Source organism: Yoonia sp. R2-816, assembly GCF_046762905.1.
Taxonomy (GTDB): Bacteria; Pseudomonadota; Alphaproteobacteria; order Rhodobacterales; family Rhodobacteraceae; genus Yoonia.
In genome coordinates this window covers 207,632-227,025 of the sequence record NZ_JBKQXN010000324.1, presented here as the reverse complement: position 1 = coordinate 227,025, position 19,394 = coordinate 207,632, and the positions used below count along the sequence as shown (strand labels likewise).

22 protein-coding genes are annotated in these 19,394 nt (G+C 58.1%); 11 read left to right on the top strand and 11 right to left on the bottom strand.

Annotation, left to right across the window (positions count from 1 at the left end; all coding sequences use genetic code 11):
* Positions 1-8 precede the first annotated feature (8 nt).
* The 7 genes from ACFWW2_RS23350 to ACFWW2_RS23320 all read left to right on the top strand — a co-directional run bounded on the left by ACFWW2_RS23350 (position 9) and on the right by ACFWW2_RS23320 (position 5,454).
* Positions 9-503: an SH3 domain-containing protein gene (locus ACFWW2_RS23350; protein ID WP_393932412.1), complete on the top strand. Its 495-nt coding sequence runs from the start codon at positions 9-11 to the stop codon at positions 501-503.
* A 42-nt stretch (positions 504-545) separates the two neighbouring features.
* Entirely contained in the window at positions 546-1,373 is an 828-nt protein-coding gene (locus ACFWW2_RS23345) for an SDR family NAD(P)-dependent oxidoreductase (RefSeq protein WP_393932410.1), read from the top strand.
* A gap of 60 nt (positions 1,374-1,433) precedes the next feature.
* Entirely contained in the window at positions 1,434-1,637 is a 204-nt protein-coding gene (locus ACFWW2_RS23340) for a twin transmembrane helix small protein (protein ID WP_393932408.1), read from the top strand.
* 4 nt (positions 1,638-1,641) lie between these two features.
* Positions 1,642-2,214, top strand: a complete 573-nt coding sequence (locus tag ACFWW2_RS23335; protein WP_393932406.1) for a cob(I)yrinic acid a,c-diamide adenosyltransferase — start codon at positions 1,642-1,644, stop codon at positions 2,212-2,214.
* Between the two features lie 290 nt (positions 2,215-2,504).
* Entirely contained in the window at positions 2,505-3,575 is a 1,071-nt protein-coding gene (locus ACFWW2_RS23330) for a fatty acid desaturase family protein (RefSeq protein ID WP_393932404.1), read from the top strand.
* A 194-nt stretch (positions 3,576-3,769) separates the two neighbouring features.
* Entirely contained in the window at positions 3,770-4,528 is a 759-nt protein-coding gene (locus ACFWW2_RS23325) for an electron transfer flavoprotein subunit beta/FixA family protein (RefSeq protein WP_393932402.1), read from the top strand.
* The gene (locus tag ACFWW2_RS23320; RefSeq protein WP_393932400.1) at positions 4,528-5,454 is read left to right on the top strand and encodes an electron transfer flavoprotein subunit alpha/FixB family protein; all 927 of its coding nucleotides are present in this window, start codon (positions 4,528-4,530) and stop codon (positions 5,452-5,454) included. The genes ACFWW2_RS23325 and ACFWW2_RS23320 overlap by 1 nt, the downstream gene beginning before the upstream one ends.
* A 56-nt stretch (positions 5,455-5,510) precedes the next feature.
* Here the strand turns inward: ACFWW2_RS23320 and ACFWW2_RS23315 are convergent, their stop codons facing one another.
* Complete coding sequence (locus ACFWW2_RS23315) at positions 5,511-6,386, bottom strand: DUF6473 family protein (protein WP_393932398.1); 876 nt, start codon at positions 6,384-6,386, stop codon at positions 5,511-5,513.
* Positions 6,387-6,517: 131 nt separating this feature from the next.
* Between ACFWW2_RS23315 and ACFWW2_RS23310 the strand changes: the two genes are divergently transcribed.
* The gene (locus ACFWW2_RS23310; protein ID WP_393932396.1) at positions 6,518-7,393 is read left to right on the top strand and encodes a 3-hydroxybutyryl-CoA dehydrogenase; all 876 of its coding nucleotides are present in this window, start codon (positions 6,518-6,520) and stop codon (positions 7,391-7,393) included.
* Positions 7,394-7,486: 93 nt separating this feature from the next.
* Here ACFWW2_RS23310 and ACFWW2_RS23305 read toward each other — a convergent pair whose 3' ends face one another.
* The 8 genes from ACFWW2_RS23305 to ACFWW2_RS23270 form a co-directional block, all read right to left on the bottom strand.
* The gene (locus tag ACFWW2_RS23305; protein ID WP_393932394.1) at positions 7,487-8,095 is read right to left on the bottom strand and encodes a DJ-1/PfpI family protein; all 609 of its coding nucleotides are present in this window, start codon (positions 8,093-8,095) and stop codon (positions 7,487-7,489) included.
* A gap of 208 nt (positions 8,096-8,303) precedes the next feature.
* On the bottom strand, positions 8,304-9,185 hold the full coding sequence (locus ACFWW2_RS23300; protein WP_393932392.1) for a lysophospholipid acyltransferase family protein: 882 nt from the start codon (positions 9,183-9,185) through the stop codon (positions 8,304-8,306).
* 30 nt (positions 9,186-9,215) lie between these two features.
* Complete coding sequence (locus ACFWW2_RS23295) at positions 9,216-9,485, bottom strand: HPr family phosphocarrier protein (protein ID WP_393932390.1); 270 nt, start codon at positions 9,483-9,485, stop codon at positions 9,216-9,218.
* Positions 9,482-9,877: a PTS sugar transporter subunit IIA gene (locus tag ACFWW2_RS23290; RefSeq protein WP_393932388.1), complete on the bottom strand. Its 396-nt coding sequence runs from the start codon at positions 9,875-9,877 to the stop codon at positions 9,482-9,484. Before ACFWW2_RS23290 ends, ACFWW2_RS23295 begins: the two co-directional genes overlap by 4 nt.
* Positions 9,874-10,794 carry an RNase adapter RapZ gene (gene rapZ, locus ACFWW2_RS23285; protein ID WP_393932386.1) on the bottom strand — a complete coding sequence of 307 codons (921 nt, stop codon included), beginning with the start codon at positions 10,792-10,794 and terminating at the stop codon, positions 9,874-9,876. Before rapZ ends, ACFWW2_RS23290 begins: the two co-directional genes overlap by 4 nt.
* Positions 10,791-11,216 (bottom strand): HPr kinase/phosphorylase, encoded by a 426-nt coding sequence (locus tag ACFWW2_RS23280; protein WP_393932384.1) that lies wholly within the window; start codon positions 11,214-11,216, stop codon positions 10,791-10,793. The genes rapZ and ACFWW2_RS23280 overlap by 4 nt, the downstream gene beginning before the upstream one ends.
* A 9-nt stretch (positions 11,217-11,225) precedes the next feature.
* On the bottom strand, positions 11,226-12,959 hold the full coding sequence (locus tag ACFWW2_RS23275) for a sensor N-terminal transmembrane domain-containing protein (RefSeq protein ID WP_393932382.1): 1,734 nt from the start codon (positions 12,957-12,959) through the stop codon (positions 11,226-11,228).
* Between the two features lie 3 nt (positions 12,960-12,962).
* Positions 12,963-13,664, bottom strand: a complete 702-nt coding sequence (locus ACFWW2_RS23270; RefSeq protein WP_393932380.1) for a response regulator transcription factor — start codon at positions 13,662-13,664, stop codon at positions 12,963-12,965.
* Between the two features lie 296 nt (positions 13,665-13,960).
* On the opposite strand from ACFWW2_RS23270, the gene ACFWW2_RS23265 reads away from it, so the two are divergent.
* Both ACFWW2_RS23265 and ACFWW2_RS23260 read left to right on the top strand, forming a co-directional pair.
* Positions 13,961-15,559 (top strand): phosphoenolpyruvate carboxykinase, encoded by a 1,599-nt coding sequence (locus tag ACFWW2_RS23265; RefSeq protein ID WP_393932378.1) that lies wholly within the window; start codon positions 13,961-13,963, stop codon positions 15,557-15,559.
* 133 nt (positions 15,560-15,692) lie between these two features.
* Positions 15,693-16,235 carry a DUF3859 domain-containing protein gene (locus tag ACFWW2_RS23260; protein ID WP_393932376.1) on the top strand — a complete coding sequence of 181 codons (543 nt, stop codon included), beginning with the start codon at positions 15,693-15,695 and terminating at the stop codon, positions 16,233-16,235.
* Between the two features lie 9 nt (positions 16,236-16,244).
* Here the strand turns inward: ACFWW2_RS23260 and ACFWW2_RS23255 are convergent, their stop codons facing one another.
* Positions 16,245-17,015: a sulfite exporter TauE/SafE family protein gene (locus tag ACFWW2_RS23255; RefSeq protein WP_393932374.1), complete on the bottom strand. Its 771-nt coding sequence runs from the start codon at positions 17,013-17,015 to the stop codon at positions 16,245-16,247.
* Positions 17,016-17,162: 147 nt separating this feature from the next.
* Between ACFWW2_RS23255 and ACFWW2_RS23250 the strand changes: the two genes are divergently transcribed.
* Positions 17,163-18,848, top strand: a complete 1,686-nt coding sequence (locus ACFWW2_RS23250) for an acyl-CoA dehydrogenase family protein (protein WP_393932372.1) — start codon at positions 17,163-17,165, stop codon at positions 18,846-18,848.
* Between the two features lie 28 nt (positions 18,849-18,876).
* On the opposite strand, the gene ACFWW2_RS23245 is transcribed toward ACFWW2_RS23250, so the two are convergent.
* Positions 18,877-19,368 carry a DUF421 domain-containing protein gene (locus ACFWW2_RS23245; protein WP_393932370.1) on the bottom strand — a complete coding sequence of 164 codons (492 nt, stop codon included), beginning with the start codon at positions 19,366-19,368 and terminating at the stop codon, positions 18,877-18,879.
* Positions 19,369-19,394 lie beyond the last annotated feature (26 nt).

Sequence of the window (19,394 nt, the reverse complement as noted above, 5' to 3'; positions counted from 1 at the left end):
ACACTGCCATGTCCAAGTTTATCATTACGACCTGCCTGCTGCTGTTCTGGGCATTTTACGAAATGTCCGGCGGTGCCGATTTTGAGCCGCTTGAACGCAAGGTGGTTGCAAAGGCCCCGGTGACCGATTTGCCGGAACCGCCGGTTGTGGTTGCCCAAGCGCCAAGGCCAGCGCCGATCGCCGCGCTGGTGGCAGAAGTGACCACGGCATCTTATACGCCCGAACTGGTGATCATCCCGGCGCCGGAACCAGTGGTTGAAGACGTCACACTTGCGTCGGCTGAAACGACAGTGGTTGAGGATCCTCTGATTATTCACCAAGTCGCAGGCGAGTGGGTCAACATGCGCGATGGGCCCAGTACATCGTTTTCTGTGCTCGACACGCTACCCCGTGGCACCAAGGCAGAAATCCTTGAAGTCAATGGTGACGGCTGGGCGCAAATCCGCCTGATTGATAGCGGAAAGACCGGTTGGATGGCCGAACGGCTGCTGTCGGAAGGCTAACGCTGGCTTGTCAGCCGATGCCGCGCCGGGCACAAAGCTGGCATGACACAGAAAACAATTCTGATTACCGGTTCATCGTCGGGCATTGGTCTTGATGCTGCACGTGGTCTGCGTGAGGCGGGCTGGCGCGTTTTTGCAAGTTGCCGCCAAGCTGACGATTGCGAGAAGCTGAAGGCCGAAGGATTTGAAAGCCCGCTGATCGACTACACCGATCCCGACAGTATCGTGAATGGTCTGGCCGAAACGCTGGAGGCGACCGGAGGGACGCTGGATGCGCTTTATAATAACGGGGCCTATGCCTGTCCCGGCGCGATTGAAGATCTGCCTGTTGAGGGGTTGCGCGCCATTTTTGAGGCCAATTTGTTTGGCTGGCACGAATTGACCCGGCTGGTCATTCCGGTGATGCGGGCGCAGGGGCATGGTCGAATTATCAATTGTTCTTCGGTACTTGGCCTGGTCGGGATCAAATGGCGGGGCGCTTATGTCGCGACAAAATTCGCGCTGGAAGGCCTGACCGATGTGTTGCGGATCGAAATGAGCAATACGCCGATCAAGGTCATCCTTATTGAGCCGGGGCCGGTCACGTCGAAAATCCGCGAGAACGCGATTCCGCATTTCGAGAAATGGATTGATTGGGAAAACTCGGCGCGAGCAGATGAATACAAGGATGTGCTGGCACGTCTTTATACGAAGAGCGAGCCGGACAAGTTTGAATTGCCGCCCTCTGCCGTGACGAAAAAACTGCTGCACGCGCTGATATCGCCACGGCCAAAGGCGCGATACTACGTGACAACGCCCACCTATCTGATGGGCTTTCTGCGGCGCATTCTGCCGACGCGCCTGCTGGATGCGGTGATTTTGAAGGGCTGAGGGTTTCCTTCGCCCGTGGGCCTGCTACATCGCGAGGGACAATGTTGAGGGGACCTGACCATGGCTGACGATCCGCTGTTTTGGCTTGTTGCCGCTGCCGTACTGATCGTGCTGTTCATCCTGCTATTGGGGATTGGCGGTTTCGGGCGCGGCGGTGATTTCAACAAGAAATACGCCAACAAGATCATGCGCTGGCGGATCGGAGCGCAGTTTGTCGCGGTGCTGCTGATCCTGTTGTTTGTCTATTTGCGAAGAGGTGCCTAAGCCCATGGTTGTACTGAATAAGATATATACCAAGACAGGCGACGCCGGTGAGACGGCGCTGGGCAATGGCAGCCGCGTGGCGAAGCATTCCATGCGTGTCACCTCATATGGCACCGTCGATGAAACCAACGCCACGGTCGGTCTAGCGCGCCTGCATGCGACGGGCGATATGGATACGCAACTGGCGATGATCCAGAATGATCTGTTCGATCTCGGCGCTGATCTGTGCCGTCCGGATATGGAAAAGGATAGCGAGGCGGAGTATCCGCCATTGCGCATGTCTGATGCGCAGGTTGAGCGGCTTGAGGCCGAAATCGACGCGATGACCAAAAAGGTTGAGCCGTTGCGCAGTTTCATCCTGCCGGGCGGGTCGGCGCTGGCGGCGCATCTGCATTTGTGCCGGACCGTGTCGCGCCGGGCTGAGCGGCTGACGGTCGAACTGGCCACAATGGAATCGGTGAACCCTGCGGCGGTGAAGTATCTGAACCGTCTTTCGGACTGGTTTTTCCAGGCCTCCCGCATTGCCAATGACGACGGCAAGAACGACGTGCTGTGGATTCCGGGGGCGAACCGCTGAAAGCGGCGGGGTGTCCAGTGGACAGCCCGGCCACCGGAAGGGCGAACAGCTGAAAACCGCCATGAATGGTGTTGCGTGCCCCCCACCGTACGGTGGTTTTGGCCCAAATGCGCGAATCATAGGTTAATCCCTTAATTCACAGGCAAATGTGCTGTCGGCGATGCGTCGGATTTGCGTCGTCAAAGCGTCGGACATTTTGGCGGCAATTGGTGGGATTAATCGCGCGTACGGTGGGTTTCACGTGGCCCTGACGAATTGACCGGTTCAGTAGCGGCCGATAGGCTGCGGCGATGGCAAAGGACTATTCCCTGACCGGCGAGACGGGACGCGCCGCAACGGCGCAAGGGATCGCGAACCCAAAATGGTTTCGGCCTGACGTCGACCCGCAGGCCATTCGCGATCTGATGGAGAAATCAGACGCCATCGCCTTGCGCGACACCCTCATCTGGATTGGTGCGATGATCGTGTCAGCCGTCATCGCAATCATGTTGTGGCCGTCTTGGTGGTCGGCCCCGTTCTGGCTGATCTACGGCGTTCTTTATGGGTCAGCATCGGATTCGCGCTGGCATGAATGCGGGCACAAGACCGCGTTCAAGACTGCCTGGATGAACGAGGTCGTATATCAGATCGCGAGCTTCATGCTGATGCGGAACCCGGTTGTCTGGCGTGCGAGCCATGTGCGCCATCATACCGATACGATTATCGTGGGCCGCGATCCTGAGATTGTGGCCATGCGCCCGCCCGATCTGCGCCGCATCCTGCTGAACCTGTTCGGGATCGTGGATGTTTATGTGCTGGTCCAGCGGATGATGCTGCACGCCAGCGGGCGCATCCACCCTGACGAGGCGATGTATGTGCGCGATGCCGACCGGCCCCGCGTCTTTCGCGTCGCCCGTATCTGGCTGGTGATTTATGGCTGCGTGATTGGTCTGGCGATCTGGATGGGGTCTGTGTTGCCGCTGATGTTGGTTGGTCTGCCCCGGCTTTACGGGGCGTGGCATCATGTGATGACCGGGGTGCTGCAGCATCTGGGGCTGGCCGAGAACGTATCTGATCATCGGCTGAATACGCGCACGGTGCTGATGAACCCGGTCAGCCGGTTCATCTATCTGAACATGAACTACCATCTGGAACATCACATGTTCACGATGGTTCCTTATTATCATCTGCCGCGTCTGCATGCGCTGATCAAACACGACCTGCCCGCGCCGGAGCCATCGATCATCGCGGCGTTTCGGCGTTTGATCCCGGTGCTGCGGCGTCAGTTAAAATACGAAGATGCGGTGATCATCCCCGATTTACCGCCCGGCGCGACCCCTTACCGAGCCGAGGTGGAGCGGCTGCGCCCTCACGCGATCTGACGACTAGCGTGATGTTCATAGAGATGACGCCCCGCGAATAACCTATCTGGCGCACAGCCCCGATTGACGTGCACGTCAAGAACGTGGCGTCCGCGACCGCTCCCGCGTCGATTTTGCACTGTTTTTGCCCGGCTACGCACGATAACAACGCAGCGAGAACGCAAAATGTCAGATTCTTTGGGAGAGAAACGCAGATGAAGGTCCTTGTACCCGTCAAGCGCGTGATCGACTACAACGTGAAAGTCCGTGTCAAAGCGGATGGCTCCGGTGTCGATCTTGCCAACGTCAAAATGTCCATGAACCCGTTCGACGAGATTGCCGTCGAAGAGGCCATTCGCCTGCGTGAAGCCGGCAAGGTCGAGGAGGTCGTGGCGGTATCCATTGGCGTCAAGCAGGCGCAGGAAACCCTGCGCACGGCACTGGCGATGGGCGCAGACCGCGCCATTCTGGTTGTGGCCACCGATGATGTGCACACGGATATCGAACCTTTGGCGGTTGCCAAGATCCTTGCCGCCATCGTCAAGGAAGAAGAGCCGGGTCTGGTTCTGTGCGGCAAGCAGGCCATCGATAATGATATGAACGCCACCGGTCAGATGCTGTCGGCCCTGCTGGGCTGGTCACAGGCGACCTTTGCGTCCGAGGTGAACCTGGACGGCGACAGTGCCGTAGTCACCCGCGAGGTTGATGGCGGTCTGCAGACTATCAAGGTCAAGATGCCGACGATTGTGACCGTTGACCTGCGCCTGAACGAGCCGCGCTATGCGTCGCTGCCCAATATTATGAAGGCCAAGAAAAAGCCGCTGGATGAAAAGACACCCGCCGATTACGGCGTTGATGTTGCCCCGCGTCTGACCATTGTCAGCACGACCGAGCCAGAGGCCCGCAAGGCCGGTATCATGGTGGGGTCAGTTGATGAGCTTGTCGAGAAACTCAAAGAAGTGGGGGCTGTGTAATGGCTGTTCTTCTGATTGGTGAAGTGACTGACGGCGCTTTGGCCGTCGATGCAACCGCAAAAGCCGTGACTGCGGCGCAAGCCTTGGGTGATGTGACCGTGCTGTGTGCCGGTGCGTCTGCCAAGGCTGCCGCTGACGAGGCCGCCAAGATTGACGGTGTGTCGAAGGTGCTGTGCGCCGAGGATCCTGCATTGGGCCACCGGTTGGCCGAACCCACCGCAGATCTGATCGTGTCGCTGGCTGGTGATTATTCCCACATCGCCGCCCCCGGCACCACAGACGCCAAGAACGTGATGCCCCGCGTGGCGGCGTTGCTGGATGCGATGGTGATTTCCGAAGTGACCGGCATCGTGGATGCCGACACGTTCGAGCGCCCGATCTATGCCGGTAACGCGATCCAGACTGTGAAATCGTCGGATGAAAAGAAGGTCATGACGATCCGGACCGCTGGCTTTGATGCTGCCGGTATGGGCGGGTCTGCTGCGGTTGAAAGCATCGGTGCGGCTGGTAACCCCGGTCTGTCCGAATGGGTCGAGGACAAGGTTGCCGCAAGCGACCGGCCAGAGCTGACATCGGCTGGTGTCGTGGTTTCTGGTGGTCGTGGTGTCGGGTCGGAAGATGACTTTGCCCTGATCGAAAAGCTGGCTGACAAGCTGGGCGCGGCTGTGGGTGCATCACGCGCTGCGGTTGACAGCGGCTATGCCCCCAATGACTGGCAGGTTGGTCAGACGGGTAAGGTTGTTGCCCCCGATCTTTATGTTGCTGTCGGTATTTCCGGTGCGATCCAGCACCTGGCGGGGATGAAGGACAGCAAGATCATCGTGGCCATCAACAAGGATGAAGAAGCCCCGATCTTCCAGGTGGCCGATTATGGTCTGGTGGCTGATCTGTTTGATGCCGTGCCGGAGCTGACTGAAAAGCTCTGATTGCCTGAAAGCACATGGATTTGGGGGCCCGTGGCAGATACCGCGGGCCCCTTTTCTCATGAAACGGCGTAAAGATGTTCGCGTAAGGCCGGGATGACGAATGCGCTGGCCTCGGAGTGGCAGGCGGGCCCCAGCATCTCGGATGCGGCGGCACTTTGTGATGCGGGGAATTGCATGCCTATCGTGCCTTTGGCGAGGGCACCGTCGGATGGATTAACGACCACGATGTCCTGTACCAACGGCCGCAATTCTTCCAACATGGATCTGGTGATGAAAAGCGGGTCGGCCTGTAGCTGATCTTCACGCTCTGACCAATGCTTGTCGCTCAACTCTTCTTCGGAGAACCACAGGAGCATGCTGCGCGGGCCGATCTGATGCAGCATGTTCTTCATCCGTGCGGTCCACGCCTCGCGTAATTCGCCCACGACGATATCGAACCGGTCGGGCGATTTGCTGTAGAGCGCGCCCAACATGTGCCGGATGAACGAAAATTCGGAAAAATCGACATCGTCATAAATCGCTTCGAGCACGGTGGAGGCCCGCAGGAAGCGGTCATTGCGTCGCGGATGGACCGAATAGAACCGGTTGGACAGAAAGTTGGCCCCCATGACCTGCACCACGGTCATATCCGCCCCATTGCAGATTTCCATGATGGTTGGATCGTTGACGAAAGCGTCGATCCCACCGTTCACGCAACCGAGGTTGACACAGGTTTGCCGCATCACCCGTTCGACCAGCGTCGGGAACGGTTTGGGAATGAACTTGCCGTATGTCTCTGTCCCGCCGATGAAGGCGATATAAGGATGGTCCAGCCGTCGGCGTGGCCCACGGAACAGCATCCGCGAATTGCCATAGCGGCATGGCGCATATGACAGTTCTTCGTGTTCGATAACCTCTTGCTTCATGGTTCCCACCTTTTGTGCTTCACCCATGATGCAGATTCGCCGAAATCACTTGCAAATTCGCTAATGCGCAAATTTGACCTAAATTTTCGCGACTGCGCCGCCTTGAAGCATCCCCCATCCCGGGCCTATGGTGCGAGCGAACCAGTCAGGGGAAGATCATGACAATCGAACGTGTAGGCATCGTCGGCGCGGGCCAGATGGGAAATGGTATTGCCCATGTTTTTGCACTGGCCGGGTATGAAGTGCTGATGACCGATATCAGCGAGGACGCGCTGAACGCAGCTATGGCCCTGATCGACCGCAATCTTGAACGGCAGGTGGGGCGCGACCTGATCACCGCTGACGCCAAGGCAGAGGCGCTGGCACGCATCGGAACCACCGCAACGCTGACGGATTTGGGCCAGACCGACCTGATCATTGAGGCGGCGACCGAGCGCGAAACGATCAAGACCGCCATTTTCGAGGATCTGGTTCCGCATCTGAAGCCTGATACGATCCTGACATCAAACACATCGTCCATTTCGATCACCCGGCTTGCATCGCGCACCGACCGGCCCGAGAAATTCATGGGGTTTCATTTCATGAACCCGGTGCCGATTATGCAACTGGTCGAACTGATCCGGGGCATTGCTACGGATGAAGAGACGTTCAAGGCCTGTCATGCTGTCGTCGAACGGCTTGGCAAGACATCAGCTACTGCCGAGGATTTTCCGGCCTTTATCGTCAACCGTATCCTGATGCCGATGATCAACGAGGCGATTTATACCCTGTATGAAGGGGTCGGTTCCGTGCAGTCCATCGATACATCGCTGAAACTGGGGGCGAACCATCCGATGGGGCCGCTGGAGTTGGCCGATTTCATCGGGCTGGATACCTGTCTTGCGATCATGAACGTGCTGCATGACGGTTTGGCCGATACCAAGTACCGCCCCTGCCCGTTGTTGACCAAATATGTAGAAGCCGGTTGGTTGGGCCGGAAATCAAAGCGCGGATTTTATGACTACAGGGGCGAGACGCCGGTGCCGACGCGCTAGGGTCATGGATGGCCGGGCGTGAACCGGCCGGGGTTGGAGCACGTCAGTGCAAGCAGGCGATCGCTTGATAGTCGCAGTGAATTGCCGCTGTCTTCAGACCAGCCCGGCTAGTTTTGCGAACGGGTCACGGCTGGCGTCCCTGTGCCACTCGTACTCGCAGCTCCGGGCCAATCTGTCCGCCATCTCTGTACCGAACAAGTCTGCCATCACCGCGAGCGCCATATCCATCCCGGCTGATACTCCGGAAGATGTAAAGAACTTGCCGTCTTCTACCCACCTTGCCTCTTTCACCCAATCCACTTGGGGTGCAAGATGGACCGTTTCGGTAAAATCCATCTTGTTGGTCGTTGCCTTACGACCATCCAGGACGCCGGCCATGCCCAGCAGAACGGTACCCGTACAGACTGCCATCACGCGTTCTGCGTTTGCGGAGGCTTCTCTGAGCCATTGAAGTAACTCTTCGTCTTGCCCCTCAATCAAAGCTGCATCGCCACCGGGGATGAGCAATAAATCATAATCGTTCTTTTCAGATATTCTCTTGTCCACGACTATCCGCTGACCATGAACGCTCGGCACAGGATCAGCACCTTTTGCAACCGTGATAATCTCGGTCTCTTTGCCGAAACCTCCCAACATCTCGATCGGGCCAAAGTAATCAAGCGTTTCAAAGCCGGGGAAAACCAGCGCTGCGATTGTTCTCATGAATTGTAGCCTTTGTGGTCGTCATCGGTCGAAGATGGACGCGCGACTATCTTTATACAAAATAATGGCAAACCGTAGCTCTTAAGTCGGTATTGCCAATCTGTTTGTCGGTGTCCGATCCGCATTGCCGGCTATAAGTTCTCCGCCAAGCTACGCAATTGTTGCCCCGCGTCTCAGTGACACATGTGCCGCTCCGGATGCCATCCGCTCAGTCTTCCTTTAACCCCAATGTCTGTTCACGCAGCCAGGCCATGAAGGCGCGGGGTTCTTTGATGCGGGAGGCGATTTCGGCTTCGGCGACAGGTTTGCCGATGACCGGCTTTTGCGCTTTGCCGCAGGCATGCACGATCTCGTGCAGCAGGAGGCTTTGGCGCAGGGTGGCGGAGATTTTGTTGGCGATCTGGTACCAGCGCGAATTTGATCCGGGGAAAAAGCAGGGCACGATCGTCGCCCCTGATGTGCGGATCATCTTGGCGGTAAAGACGTTCCATTCCGCCTCTTTCGCCGGGCCGAACATGGTGTCGGATGACGCCACAACACCAGACGGAAACAGGGCCACCAGCCCGCCATTGCCCAGATGTTCCATCGTGGCGCGCCGCATCTCGACCATTTTCTTTTGGGCGTCCGGTTCGTGTGGGAACGGGACCGGGATCATGAAATCTGCGGCCTCTTTGTCGATACCGGTCAGGATCGATCGGGTCAGGATCCGGTAATCAGTGCGCACCCGGCCAATCATGTCGGCCAGGATCATGCCGTCGACCATGCCGTGGGGGTGGTTGGCCACGAACACCACCGGTCCGGTCTTGGGGATGTTGTTCAACTGTTCCTGCGGAGTCAGCAGGTCAATTTCCATGACATCAAGGGCGGCGCGCCAGAACGCCTGCCCGTGGAATTTGCCCAGCCGCTCGAACTTGCGGATCATCCGCACGATCTGCAGCTTGCCCGTACACCATTCGATGGACCGGATGATGTTGCGTTTCATCGGGCTGTCGAACGTGTTGGAATAGGTCAGGCTGCGGCGGTCATAGACGATCGGCGCGTCTTCGGGGACAACCGGTTGTGCAGGGATATGCCGGGTAGTTTCGGTCACTCAATACGTCCTATCCGGTCAGTCGGACCTTTAGTAGCCTTCGCCGAATTTGTCCGCCACCAATTCCTTGATGGCCGTAGCAAGCTCCTCCGCCTGCGGCCCTCGGGTCTCTACGTCAATAAAGGTTCCGACGGAAGCTGCCAACATTAAAAGGCCCATGATGCTGTCGCCGCTGGTGCTTTCACCATCTTTGCTGATGGTGGCGTCTGCGTCAAAGCTTTCAACGACCTCAACCAGACGGGCGGAGGCGCGGGCATGCAGCCCTTTGATATTCTCGATCTTCAGACGGCAGGTTGTCATGTTGGTGTCCCGCCATTGTGGAAGTTGATGTATTTGTGGGCGGCTGCGATGGCGGCATCAACGGCGTCCGGTACGGACCGCTTGCGCGATTTGGCCAGCTTGATCAGCATGGGCAGGTTCGCCCCATAAAGGATGCGCCGGTTTTCGGGGTTGCAGGCCCGCAGCGACAGGTTTGACGGGGAACCGCCGAACATGTCGGTCACGATCACCACCCCTTCACCGGTATCCACGGCGTCGGCTGCCGCACAAATCTCGGATTGTTTTGCTGCGCGATCATCTTCGGGGCCGATGGCGATGCTGACCATCCCCTCTTGTGAGCCCACCACATGTTCAACTGCGGCAAGGTATTCGCCCGCCAGCCCGCCATGTGCCACAATCACGATACCGATCAAACCTTTTGACCCTTGCCAACTGACGCCTGAAGATCACGCCGCTCCATTTCACGGTGTCGTTTAGACACATGCCATCCGTCTTTCGCAAGTGCAGAAGCGAGCCTTTCTGCAACTGCAACAGACCGGTGTTGCCCGCCGGTACATCCAAACCCGATGGAAAGATGCGCCTTGCCTTCGTCTTTGTGCGCCGGCAACAGAAGATCGGCGAGCGATTTGATCCGTTCGAAGAAAGGTTCGAAACGCGGATCTTCGGCGACATAGGCCGCCACCGCCGGATCGCGCCCATCCAGCGCCCGCAGCTTTTCATCCCAGTGCGGATTGCGCAGGAACCGGCAATCCATAACGATATCCATCCCCCGGGGCAGCCCGCGTTTGTAGGAGAATGAGTGGATCGTCACACCCAGTTGCCGCCCTTCGCCGGTGGCGAACCAGCGATCCACTTCGGCGCGCAGATCATGAGGCGACAGCCCGCTTGTGTCGATCAGTACGTCCGCTCGCGCGCGGATCGGCACCAGCAGGTCCCGTTCGCGGGCAATTCCGGCCAGAGGTGGCCCGGCGGGCGCCAGCGGATGCCTGCGCCGGGTTTCGGAATAGCGCCGCACCAGTTCTTCTTCATCCGCATCGAGATAGAGCACCTGGGCGTTCAGATCTGTCCGCCCACTTAGCTGGTCGATAGTTTCGATCAGGGCGTTGGTGCTGAAATCCCGATTGCGCACGTCCAGCCCCAGAACCAGTGGACGGTTTGGCGGCGGCCCGTCCAGCAATCGGGGGAGCAACGATAGCGGCAGGTTGTCGATGACTTCGTATCCCAGATCCTCAAGCGCGTTGATCGCTGTGGATCGCCCGGCGCCGGACGGCCCCGTGACCAATACGATGGTCGGGGTCTTCTGGTCGGGTTGCGGGTCCGGGTCTGTCATCGGTCACTCCACCCTGCCTTGAGGAGCTGCAGGATTGCCGGAGCAAAATGTGGTCCATCGACCGCATGAATCAAGGGAACATCCGATCCCAACAGCGTGACTACGCGTCGGGGTGGCAGGCGTTCACTTTCTGTTTCGTCAAGATCCACAACCAGCACAACCTGCGCCTGTGCAGTTGGGTCCGCATTCAGCACACCGATGCCCCGCGCCTCGATCAATCCGCGAATCGTGTCCGGAGCCCGGGCGAGTAACCTGTCGTCATTTCGCATGACGATAACCCTGTCATCGGCCACAAGGCTGCACCCCATGCCCATCAGCACCAAACCCAAGGTCGATTTGCCCGACCCCGATCCCCCCCTGATCAGAACGGCACGATCATTCCATGCAACACAGGTGGCGTGGATCGTCTGCGATTGCGTCAAGGTGCACCGTCAGACCGGCAGGCCGACGACAAAGCGTGCGCCAAGCGGTTCGGATGTAGGATCAGAGTCGGTGGGCCGGATGTTTTCTGCCCAGATCACGCCGCCATGCGCCTCGACAATCTGTTTTGAGATGGCGAGACCGAGGCCGGAGTTGTTGCCGAATTGCCCTTCTGGCCGCTCGGAGTAGAACCGCTGGAAGATCTTTGTCAGTGCCTCATCCGGGATGCCGGGGCCAGTATCCTCGACCACAACCAGCACGCGGTTTTGCCGCCGCCGCGCCCAGACCCGGATCGCATCACCCGTATCACAGAACGATACGGCATTGGTGATCAGATTGACGAAAACCTGTGCAAGCCGCCCTTCGAGCCCCTGAACATGTATCGGTTCTTCGGGCATATCGGCGATAAAGTCGATCCCGCGCTGGGTGGCGTCGGTGCTGAGGAATTCGATGATATTGCCCAGCATATTGAGCAGGTCGAAGGTTTCTTCCTCTTCCTTGACCAGTTCACTGTCGAGCCGCGATGCGTTCGAGATATCACTGACCAGACGATCAAGGCGTTTCACGTCATGTTCGATGACTTCCAACAGCCGCTCGCGCTGGTCTGCCCGCTTTGCCACCCGCATCGTGCCAACAGCGGACCGCAGCGAGGCCAGCGGGTTCTTGATTTCGTGGGCGACATCAGCGGCAAACTGTTCGTTGCCTTCAATCCGTTCGTAAAGCGCAGACACCATGCCCCGCAAGGCACCCGATAATCTGCCGATTTCGTCGGGCCGTGCGGTCAGGTCTGGAATGCGGACCTTGACCGGTGACATGCGGCGCGCGTTCTTTTCATGGCTGCTTTCCGCAGCTGCGGCCAGATCGGCCAAGGGGTTGGCGATGGTGGATGCCAACACAAGGCTGAGCCCCACGCTGACCATGATGCCGACAAGAAAAAGGCGCAGCACTTGTTCACGTTCGCGACGAACAAGGCTGTCCACCTCACCTGCAGCGGTGGTGACCGCGATGACGCCGACGATATTGTCGTCGCGCAAGATAGGCGTTGTGACGATGAAGCTGATCACACCACCAATATCGGTAGCATCCAGCAGCGTGCCGCTTTGAATTGACTCGATCACGTTATTCTGCGCGAGTTCAAAGAGTTGTTCTTCGGCTGTGCGCAAATCAGGATCAATCCAGAACAGGCTCACTACCCGGTTCCAAGTCCCGCCAAGAAAGTCGATCAGGAATGTCCCACCTGTCGTCTGCACCAGCTCGGCAATCTCATTGGCTCCCAGACTGCCCGTTGCTGACGCAACCAAGGTCGCATCAGGCGTGAACAGTGACACCTCGACCCCGCCGCGCAGGTTTAGGCCCGCCAAGGCTGCTGCGGGGTCTATTCCGTCCGCGGCAATAAGGTTAATGGGAGCCACCGAAGGCAATTGTGCTTCGAACACGTTCGCGATTAGCTGGGCTTCATTGACCAGGCCCTTGGCCCGCTGATAGGCTAGGTTATCCCGCGAGGGGTTGAGATAGAGTACACCGGCGATAAGCAGGATCAAAGCGATCAGGTTGAACGTGATGATCTTACGCGCAATCGGCGAACTGCGCAGAGACAAAAGCCCGCGCCGCGACTGCGGAGTGGCATCTTCCATGCCCATCATTTCCGGGGACAGCCAATCGTCGCCCAGCACAAGGTCGGGTTCGCGCGCCGCTGCGCGCACGGACTTCAGGTCACGTACGTCAACCTTTGGGGCTGATGTCATGCCTTACTCTTCGTTGTAGCGGTACCCGATGCCATAAAGCGTCTCGATCGCGGAAAATTCGTTATCAGTGTTACGCATCTTTTTGCGCAGTCGTTTGATGTGGCTGTCGATGGTGCGGTCATCAACATAGACCTGATCATCATAAGCTACATCCATTAACTGATCACGACTTTTCACAAAACCGGGGCGCTGCGCCAAGGCCTGCAGCAACAGAAACTCTGTCACGGTCAGGGAAACGTCCTGACCTTTCCATTTCACTGCATGACGCAGCGGGTCCATCACCAACTCGCCACGGACCATCACCTTGGTTTCTTCTGTCTCTTCGATCTCTTCGCCTGCAATCGCATCCTGACGGCGCAACAGCGCGCGGATGCGTTCGACCAACAAACGTTGCGAGAACGGCTTTTTTACATAATCGTCAGCGCCCATGCGCAGGCCCAGCACCTCGTCGATTTCATCATCCTTGGACGTCAGGAAGATCACCGGCATTGAGGTCTTCTGACGGAGCCGCTGCAGCAGGTCCATGCCATCCATTCGCGGCATCTTGATGTCAAGAACGGCCAGTTCCGGCATCCGTTTGTTGAAGGCCTCAAGCGCTGCCTGACCATCATTGTAGGTTTCCACTTCGAAGCCTTCGGCCTCGAGCGTCATGGAGACCGAGGTCAGGATATTCCGATCATCGTCAACCAAAGCTATTCTGGACATGGGATCGTTCCCCTAATTACTGAAATGTTTGTCGCTCGCTCGCGTCCACTCTTCATCTTTTTATATAGACGAATCAATCCCAAAGTCCCAGCCCGCCACAATATCGCCTTAATTGGTTCAATTTTGTCATTCGGCCTGATTGCCAGGCATCGGCGATCATCACGGGACCATTTGGTTGCGCTAACACTCATTTGGTTGCGCTAACTGTGGCAAAGCGCACTACCAGCCCTTTGAAACATGGTGTTAATGAGTGTGTATCGCGGGCCATCCCGGCCCGGTATTTGAGGAGCGAACCCATGGACCAAGGTACGGTCAACCCGAAGATGAGGCTTGAGGATCAAGGCATCACAGGGCTGGGTTACGTTTATTACAACCGCTCTGAGGCCGAGTTGCATGATGCTGCCGTCGCGGCAGGTGAAGGTGTCACCGGGAAAGGCGGCACGTTTCTGGTGACGACCGGTAAGCACACAGGCCGGTCGCCCAAGGACAAATTTGTCGTGCGCACACCATCTGTGGAAGACACAATCTGGTGGGAAAACAACCCGCCGATGGACCCGGCGAAATTCGATGTGCTGTACGCTGACATGCTCGCCCATATGAAGGGCGGCACCTATAACGTGCAGGACCTGTATGGCGGGGCCGATCCGGCGCATCGTCTGGACGTGCGCGTGGTGACCGAACTGGCCTGGCATGGTTTGTTCATCCGGCACCTGTTGCGTCGCCCTGAACAATCGGAACTGGCGACTTTCGTACCCGATTTCACGATCATCAATTGCCCGACCTTCAAGGCCGATCCTGAAAAGCATGGCTGCCGGTCGGACACGGTGATTGCCCTGAACATGGATGCCAAGTTGATCCTGATCGGTGGCACTGAATATGCGGGCGAAAACAAGAAATCGGTCTTTACGCTGTTGAACTATCTGTTGCCCGAAAAGGGCATCATGCCGATGCATTGTTCGGCCAACCACGCCCCCGGCAATCCGGTCGATACGGCTGTGTTCTTTGGCCTGTCCGGAACGGGCAAGACCACCCTGTCGGCGGACCCGACCCGTGTTCTGATCGGCGACGATGAACATGGCTGGTCGGAGCGCGGTACCTTCAACTTTGAAGGTGGTTGTTATGCCAAAACCATCGGTCTTGACCCAGAGGCAGAGCCGGAGATTTACGCCACCTGTTCGATGCCGTACACGGTCATCGAAAACATGGTGTTTGATCCCGACACGCTGGAGTTGGATTTCAACGATGACAGCCTGACCGCCAATATGCGCTGTGCCTATCCGCTGAACTACATCTCGAACGCATCGGAGCGCGCACTGGGTGGGCATCCCAAGAACATCATCATGCTAACATGTGATGCCTTTGGTGTCTTGCCGCCTATCGCCCGGCTGACACCGGCGCAGGCGATGTATCACTTCCTGTCGGGCTTCACATCGAAGGTTGCCGGCACCGAACGTGGTGTGACCGAACCAGAACCGACATTCAGCACGTGTTTCGGCGCGCCCTTCATGCCGCGCCGTCCCGAGGCCTATGGCAACCTGTTGCGCAGCAAGATTGCAAGCCACGGTGCCACATGCTGGCTAGTCAATACGGGTTGGACCGGGGGCGCCTATGGCACCGGATCGCGCATGCCGATCAAGGCGACCCGTGCGCTGCTGAGTGCGGCCCTGGATGGCACCCTGATCGAAAGTGCGTTCCGCAAGGACCCGCATTTCGGCTTTGAAGTGCCGATCTCGGTCGATGGGGTGGATGATGGTCTGCTGAACCCGCGTGATACATGGGCGGACAAGGACGCCTATGATGCGCAGGCCGCGAAACTGGTGACCATGTTCAGCGATAATTTCGAGAAATACGTGCCGTTCATTGATGACGACGTGAAGGCCGCCGCCATCGGCTGATCCGTTCCGGGCAAGATGGGTCAAGACCCATCTTACATGAGACTTCTGCCGCGCGATGGCCCCACCGTCGCGCGGCTATGATTTGTGATCTACCGGCTCTCGACATTATGGATCAGGCCCATAGATTGGTGGCATGTATCGCCTGACCCCTCTCATCCTGATCGTGCCGGTTTTCGCCTGGGCGCAAGCCGCGTTGGAGCCGAGCCGGACATCGCCCGACATCGCCAGTTTCGAGGCGGGGATCATCTGCCCGCCGGAATCGGTCGGGACCTCGCCCGCACCCGGCACGCTGGCCGGTGAAACTCATATCATCGACGTGGACCCGCCCTTTGTCTCGACCGCCCGGCGCGTCCCGGCTGTTATGGGGATTGGGTTCGGGGTCAAGGCGATGGCTGCAGATGCGTTGGGGCTGGAAGATGTTGTGATGGTGGTCACCCATCCGCCTATGGGTGATGCGCAGGTGCAGACCCAAAGCTATATCACCAGTATCAGCGGGATCGCACCATCGCTGACATTCTATCAATTCGATTTTGCCTATGAGCTTGTCACGGGTCCATGGCAAATGGTTGCCACGCGGGATGGTGAGGTGCTGTACCAGACCAGTTTTGAGGTCGTCCCCCCACAGCTGGTGCCAGAACTGGCCAGCGTCTGCGGGTTCGAAAACCTGCTGTCCTAAGGTCAGGCCCTAACCCATCAGGCCGCGCCGGATCAGGTTTGCACCTGCAACCACCAGAACAAGCAGGGTCACCTTGCGAAACCGTTCCTGATCGAACCGGTCACCAAGCTTGAACCCCAGCCACATGCCAATCAGCGCGGGCACGACCAGCGACGCGGAAAAGGGCCATGTTTCCGCATTCAATACGCCGGACCGCAAATGCCCGGCCAGCAACATCACGGACCCCAGCCCGTAGATGACCCCCTGCACCGCCATCTGCCGGTCGCGCGGTGTGTTGAGCGCCAGCAGGTACAACACCGTGGGTGGCCCCCATGTTCCTGCAAGGCCACCCAGGATACCGGCCAGCGTGCCCGCCACCCATTCGAAGGGCCGCCGCCACCTGGGCCCGATCCGGGGCCGCCACCCGGCCAACTGGATCGCGCAGAGCACCACAACTGGTACACCTAGAACGATGAACATGCCGTTGGTCGGGATACTGCGCAAAAACTGCGCCGAGATCAGGATCATGATGCAGACAAGGCTGATATAGCGCCAGTGTTCGGCCAGTGCGTCCCGGGCTTTACCCAATCCGGCCCTTGCCACTTGCAGGATATTTGTCGTGAGGATCGGGATAATAATCCCCGCCACGACCAGTTGCGGCTCGATCAGGATCCCCATGCCAGAGATCATGACCAGCGGCATCGCAAAGCCCACCGCCCCTTTGACAAAGCCGCCCAGCAAGGTGACGATAAAGGCAAAGGCGAGAATGGCAGGAGGCAGGATGCTCAGGAATTCAGGCATAATCTCTCTTACGCATTTGCATTTGCGGATAATAGTGCGAATTCCGTTGCGACATTTTTGTGCTTACTACTACATCAGCTTGAATTATTATTGCGCTGCAGTTGCGAACACTTTATCTCTGCATGTGCAAAAATGAGGAATCGACACATGCCCCATGACGGACAGGACATGCCCATAACACAAGGCCCGGTATTGGCTGACTTGCTGACGCTGACCGGTGCGACCCTGCCTGCGGTGGATGATGTTCTGTCCCGCGCCAAGGCGGCGGTCGCCGGGCTGGTCAGTGAGGATGGGCGTGTTTCGGGTCAGTTGATTGAGGCGCACCAGACCGCCGCACATGGCTTTGCCTGGCTGGCCACTTATGCCCAGGCGCTGCGCCAGATGCAGAACTGGGCGATGCGTCTTGAGGAAGATGGCAAGTTTGGCGAGGTGGAGCAGTTGATCCACCAGATCGCCTTTGGTGAATACCTGTGGCAGATCTATGGCGGCATCCAGATGAACCAGGGCGAGATGGTGCGCCTGCAGGATATGGGCCTGACACAGGACGACATGCGCGCCCTGATGGCACCTGCGGTCATGACGCTGACCCAGTCCGGCAACACACAAGGAGCCCGGATCCGGCTTGTGGAACTGATGCAGGAACAGGCCGCCAACATCACGGTCGGTGCGTCCGGTCTGGATGATGAGTTGGAGATGATCCGCGAACAGTTCCGCCGCTTCAGCGTGGAAAAGGTGGAACCCCATGCCCATGACTGGCACCTGAAGGACGAGTTGATCCCGCTGGAGGTCATCAACGAGATGGCCGAACTGGGTGTCTTTGGTCTGACGATCCCCGAGGAATATGGCGGCTTTGGCCTGTCGAAAGCGTCGATGTGTGTGGTGAGCGAGGAATTGTCGCGTGGCTATATCGGTGTCGGGTCGCTCGGCACCCGGTCAGAGATTGCGGCGGAACTGATCCTGTGCGGCGGGACCGATGCGCAGAAGGAAAAATGGTTGCCCGGACTGGCAAGCGCAGAGATCTTGCCAACGGCCGTCTTTACCGAACCCAATACCGGGTCCGATCTGGGGTCTTTGCGGACCCGCGCCCGCAAGGAAGGCGACGACTGGATCATCACCGGCAACAAGACCTGGATCACCCACGCCGCCCGTACCCATGTGATGACGGTGCTGGCGCGCACGATCCCGGACACTGACAACTACAAGGGATTGTCGATGTTCCTGGCGGAAAAGACGCCGGGCACGGATGAGGAGCCCTTTTTGGATCCGGGGATTTCCGGGGGCGAGATCGAGGTGCTGGGTTATCGCGGGATGAAGGAATACACGCTGAACTTTGACGATTTCAAAGTGAAGGGTGAGAACCTGCTGGGCGAGCGCGAAGGTCAGGGGTTCAAGCAGCTGATGCAGACGTTCGAGAATGCCCGCATCCAGACCGCCGCCCGCGCCATCGGTGTGGCCCAATCGGCGCTGGATGAAGGGATGCGGTATGCGCAGGACCGCAAGCAATTCGGCAAGGCCCTGATCGATTTTCCGCGTGTGTCCGGCAAGCTGGCCATGATGGCTGTGGAAATCATGGTGGCGCGGCAACTGACCTATTTCAGCGCGCACGAAAAAGACCATGATCGCCGTTGCGATCTGGAGGCCGGGATGGCCAAGCTGCTGGGTGCGAGGGTCGCCTGGGCCTGTGCGGATAACGCCTTGCAGATCCATGGCGGCAACGGTTTTGCGCTGGAATACAAGATCAGCCGGATCCTGTGCGATGCGCGCATCCTGAATATCTTTGAAGGGGCGGCAGAGATTCAGGCGCAGGTGATCGCGCGGCGTTTGCTGGATTGATGGCAAGGACAGGCTGCCCGGACCGCAATTAGCGTCGCACGCCCTCCAGCAGCGCTGGTGTGACCTGTCCTGCACCGTGCAGCACGCTGACATCGCCGGTGGCCTCAAAGATCACCGCATGAACCTGATCGAGGTCAAATGCATTCGCCTCGCGAAGCTTGCCGTGCAGATCACCAAGCGTCATGCCTGCCGATCGAAGATTTTTGTGCAGGACGCTCCCATTCTCCATAATGAGAAGTGGTTCGTTATCAACCGTGTCCTGCACCTTTGCTGACCGGCTGCGCGCCATTGCAATGGTCATCTGAACCGCAAACAACGCCAAAAGCGCGAACAGACCGTCGGTGATCGGTGCATCAGGTGTGGTGGCGACGGCTGCCAGAACCGATCCCATTGCGACCGTCACGGCAAAATCAAAGCCGGACATCTTGGAAAATGACCTAAGACCTGCCAGCCTTGTGAGCAGGATGATCAGACCGAGTGTGACACTGACGCGCCATAGAATTTCGATGATATCGATCATGGCGATGCTCCGTTTTTCATTACGAT

Bases quoted from the DNA above. Each gene is read 5' to 3' on its own strand.
- ACFWW2_RS23350 (WP_393932412.1), top strand. From the start codon at position 9: ATGTCCAAGTTTATCATTACGACCTGCCTGCTGCTGTTCTGGGCATTT.
- ACFWW2_RS23345 (WP_393932410.1), top strand. From the start codon at position 546: ATGACACAGAAAACAATTCTGATTACCGGTTCATCGTCGGGCATTGGT.
- ACFWW2_RS23340 (WP_393932408.1), top strand. From the start codon at position 1,434: ATGGCTGACGATCCGCTGTTTTGGCTTGTTGCCGCTGCCGTACTGATC.
- ACFWW2_RS23335 (WP_393932406.1), top strand. From the start codon at position 1,642: ATGGTTGTACTGAATAAGATATATACCAAGACAGGCGACGCCGGTGAG.
- ACFWW2_RS23330 (WP_393932404.1), top strand. From the start codon at position 2,505: ATGGCAAAGGACTATTCCCTGACCGGCGAGACGGGACGCGCCGCAACG.
- ACFWW2_RS23325 (WP_393932402.1), top strand. From the start codon at position 3,770: ATGAAGGTCCTTGTACCCGTCAAGCGCGTGATCGACTACAACGTGAAA.
- ACFWW2_RS23320 (WP_393932400.1), top strand. From the start codon at position 4,528: ATGGCTGTTCTTCTGATTGGTGAAGTGACTGACGGCGCTTTGGCCGTC.
- ACFWW2_RS23315 (WP_393932398.1), bottom strand. From the start codon at position 6,386: ATGGGTGAAGCACAAAAGGTGGGAACCATGAAGCAAGAGGTTATCGAA.
- ACFWW2_RS23310 (WP_393932396.1), top strand. From the start codon at position 6,518: ATGACAATCGAACGTGTAGGCATCGTCGGCGCGGGCCAGATGGGAAAT.
- ACFWW2_RS23305 (WP_393932394.1), bottom strand. From the start codon at position 8,095: ATGAGAACAATCGCAGCGCTGGTTTTCCCCGGCTTTGAAACGCTTGAT.
- ACFWW2_RS23295 (WP_393932390.1), bottom strand. From the start codon at position 9,485: ATGACAACCTGCCGTCTGAAGATCGAGAATATCAAAGGGCTGCATGCC.
- rapZ (WP_393932386.1), bottom strand. From the start codon at position 10,794: ATGACAGACCCGGACCCGCAACCCGACCAGAAGACCCCGACCATCGTA.
- ACFWW2_RS23275 (WP_393932382.1), bottom strand. From the start codon at position 12,959: ATGACATCAGCCCCAAAGGTTGACGTACGTGACCTGAAGTCCGTGCGC.
- ACFWW2_RS23270 (WP_393932380.1), bottom strand. From the start codon at position 13,664: ATGTCCAGAATAGCTTTGGTTGACGATGATCGGAATATCCTGACCTCG.
- ACFWW2_RS23265 (WP_393932378.1), top strand. From the start codon at position 13,961: ATGGACCAAGGTACGGTCAACCCGAAGATGAGGCTTGAGGATCAAGGC.
- ACFWW2_RS23260 (WP_393932376.1), top strand. From the start codon at position 15,693: ATGTATCGCCTGACCCCTCTCATCCTGATCGTGCCGGTTTTCGCCTGG.
- ACFWW2_RS23255 (WP_393932374.1), bottom strand. From the start codon at position 17,015: ATGCCTGAATTCCTGAGCATCCTGCCTCCTGCCATTCTCGCCTTTGCC.
- ACFWW2_RS23250 (WP_393932372.1), top strand. From the start codon at position 17,163: ATGCCCCATGACGGACAGGACATGCCCATAACACAAGGCCCGGTATTG.
- ACFWW2_RS23245 (WP_393932370.1), bottom strand. From the start codon at position 19,368: ATGATCGATATCATCGAAATTCTATGGCGCGTCAGTGTCACACTCGGT.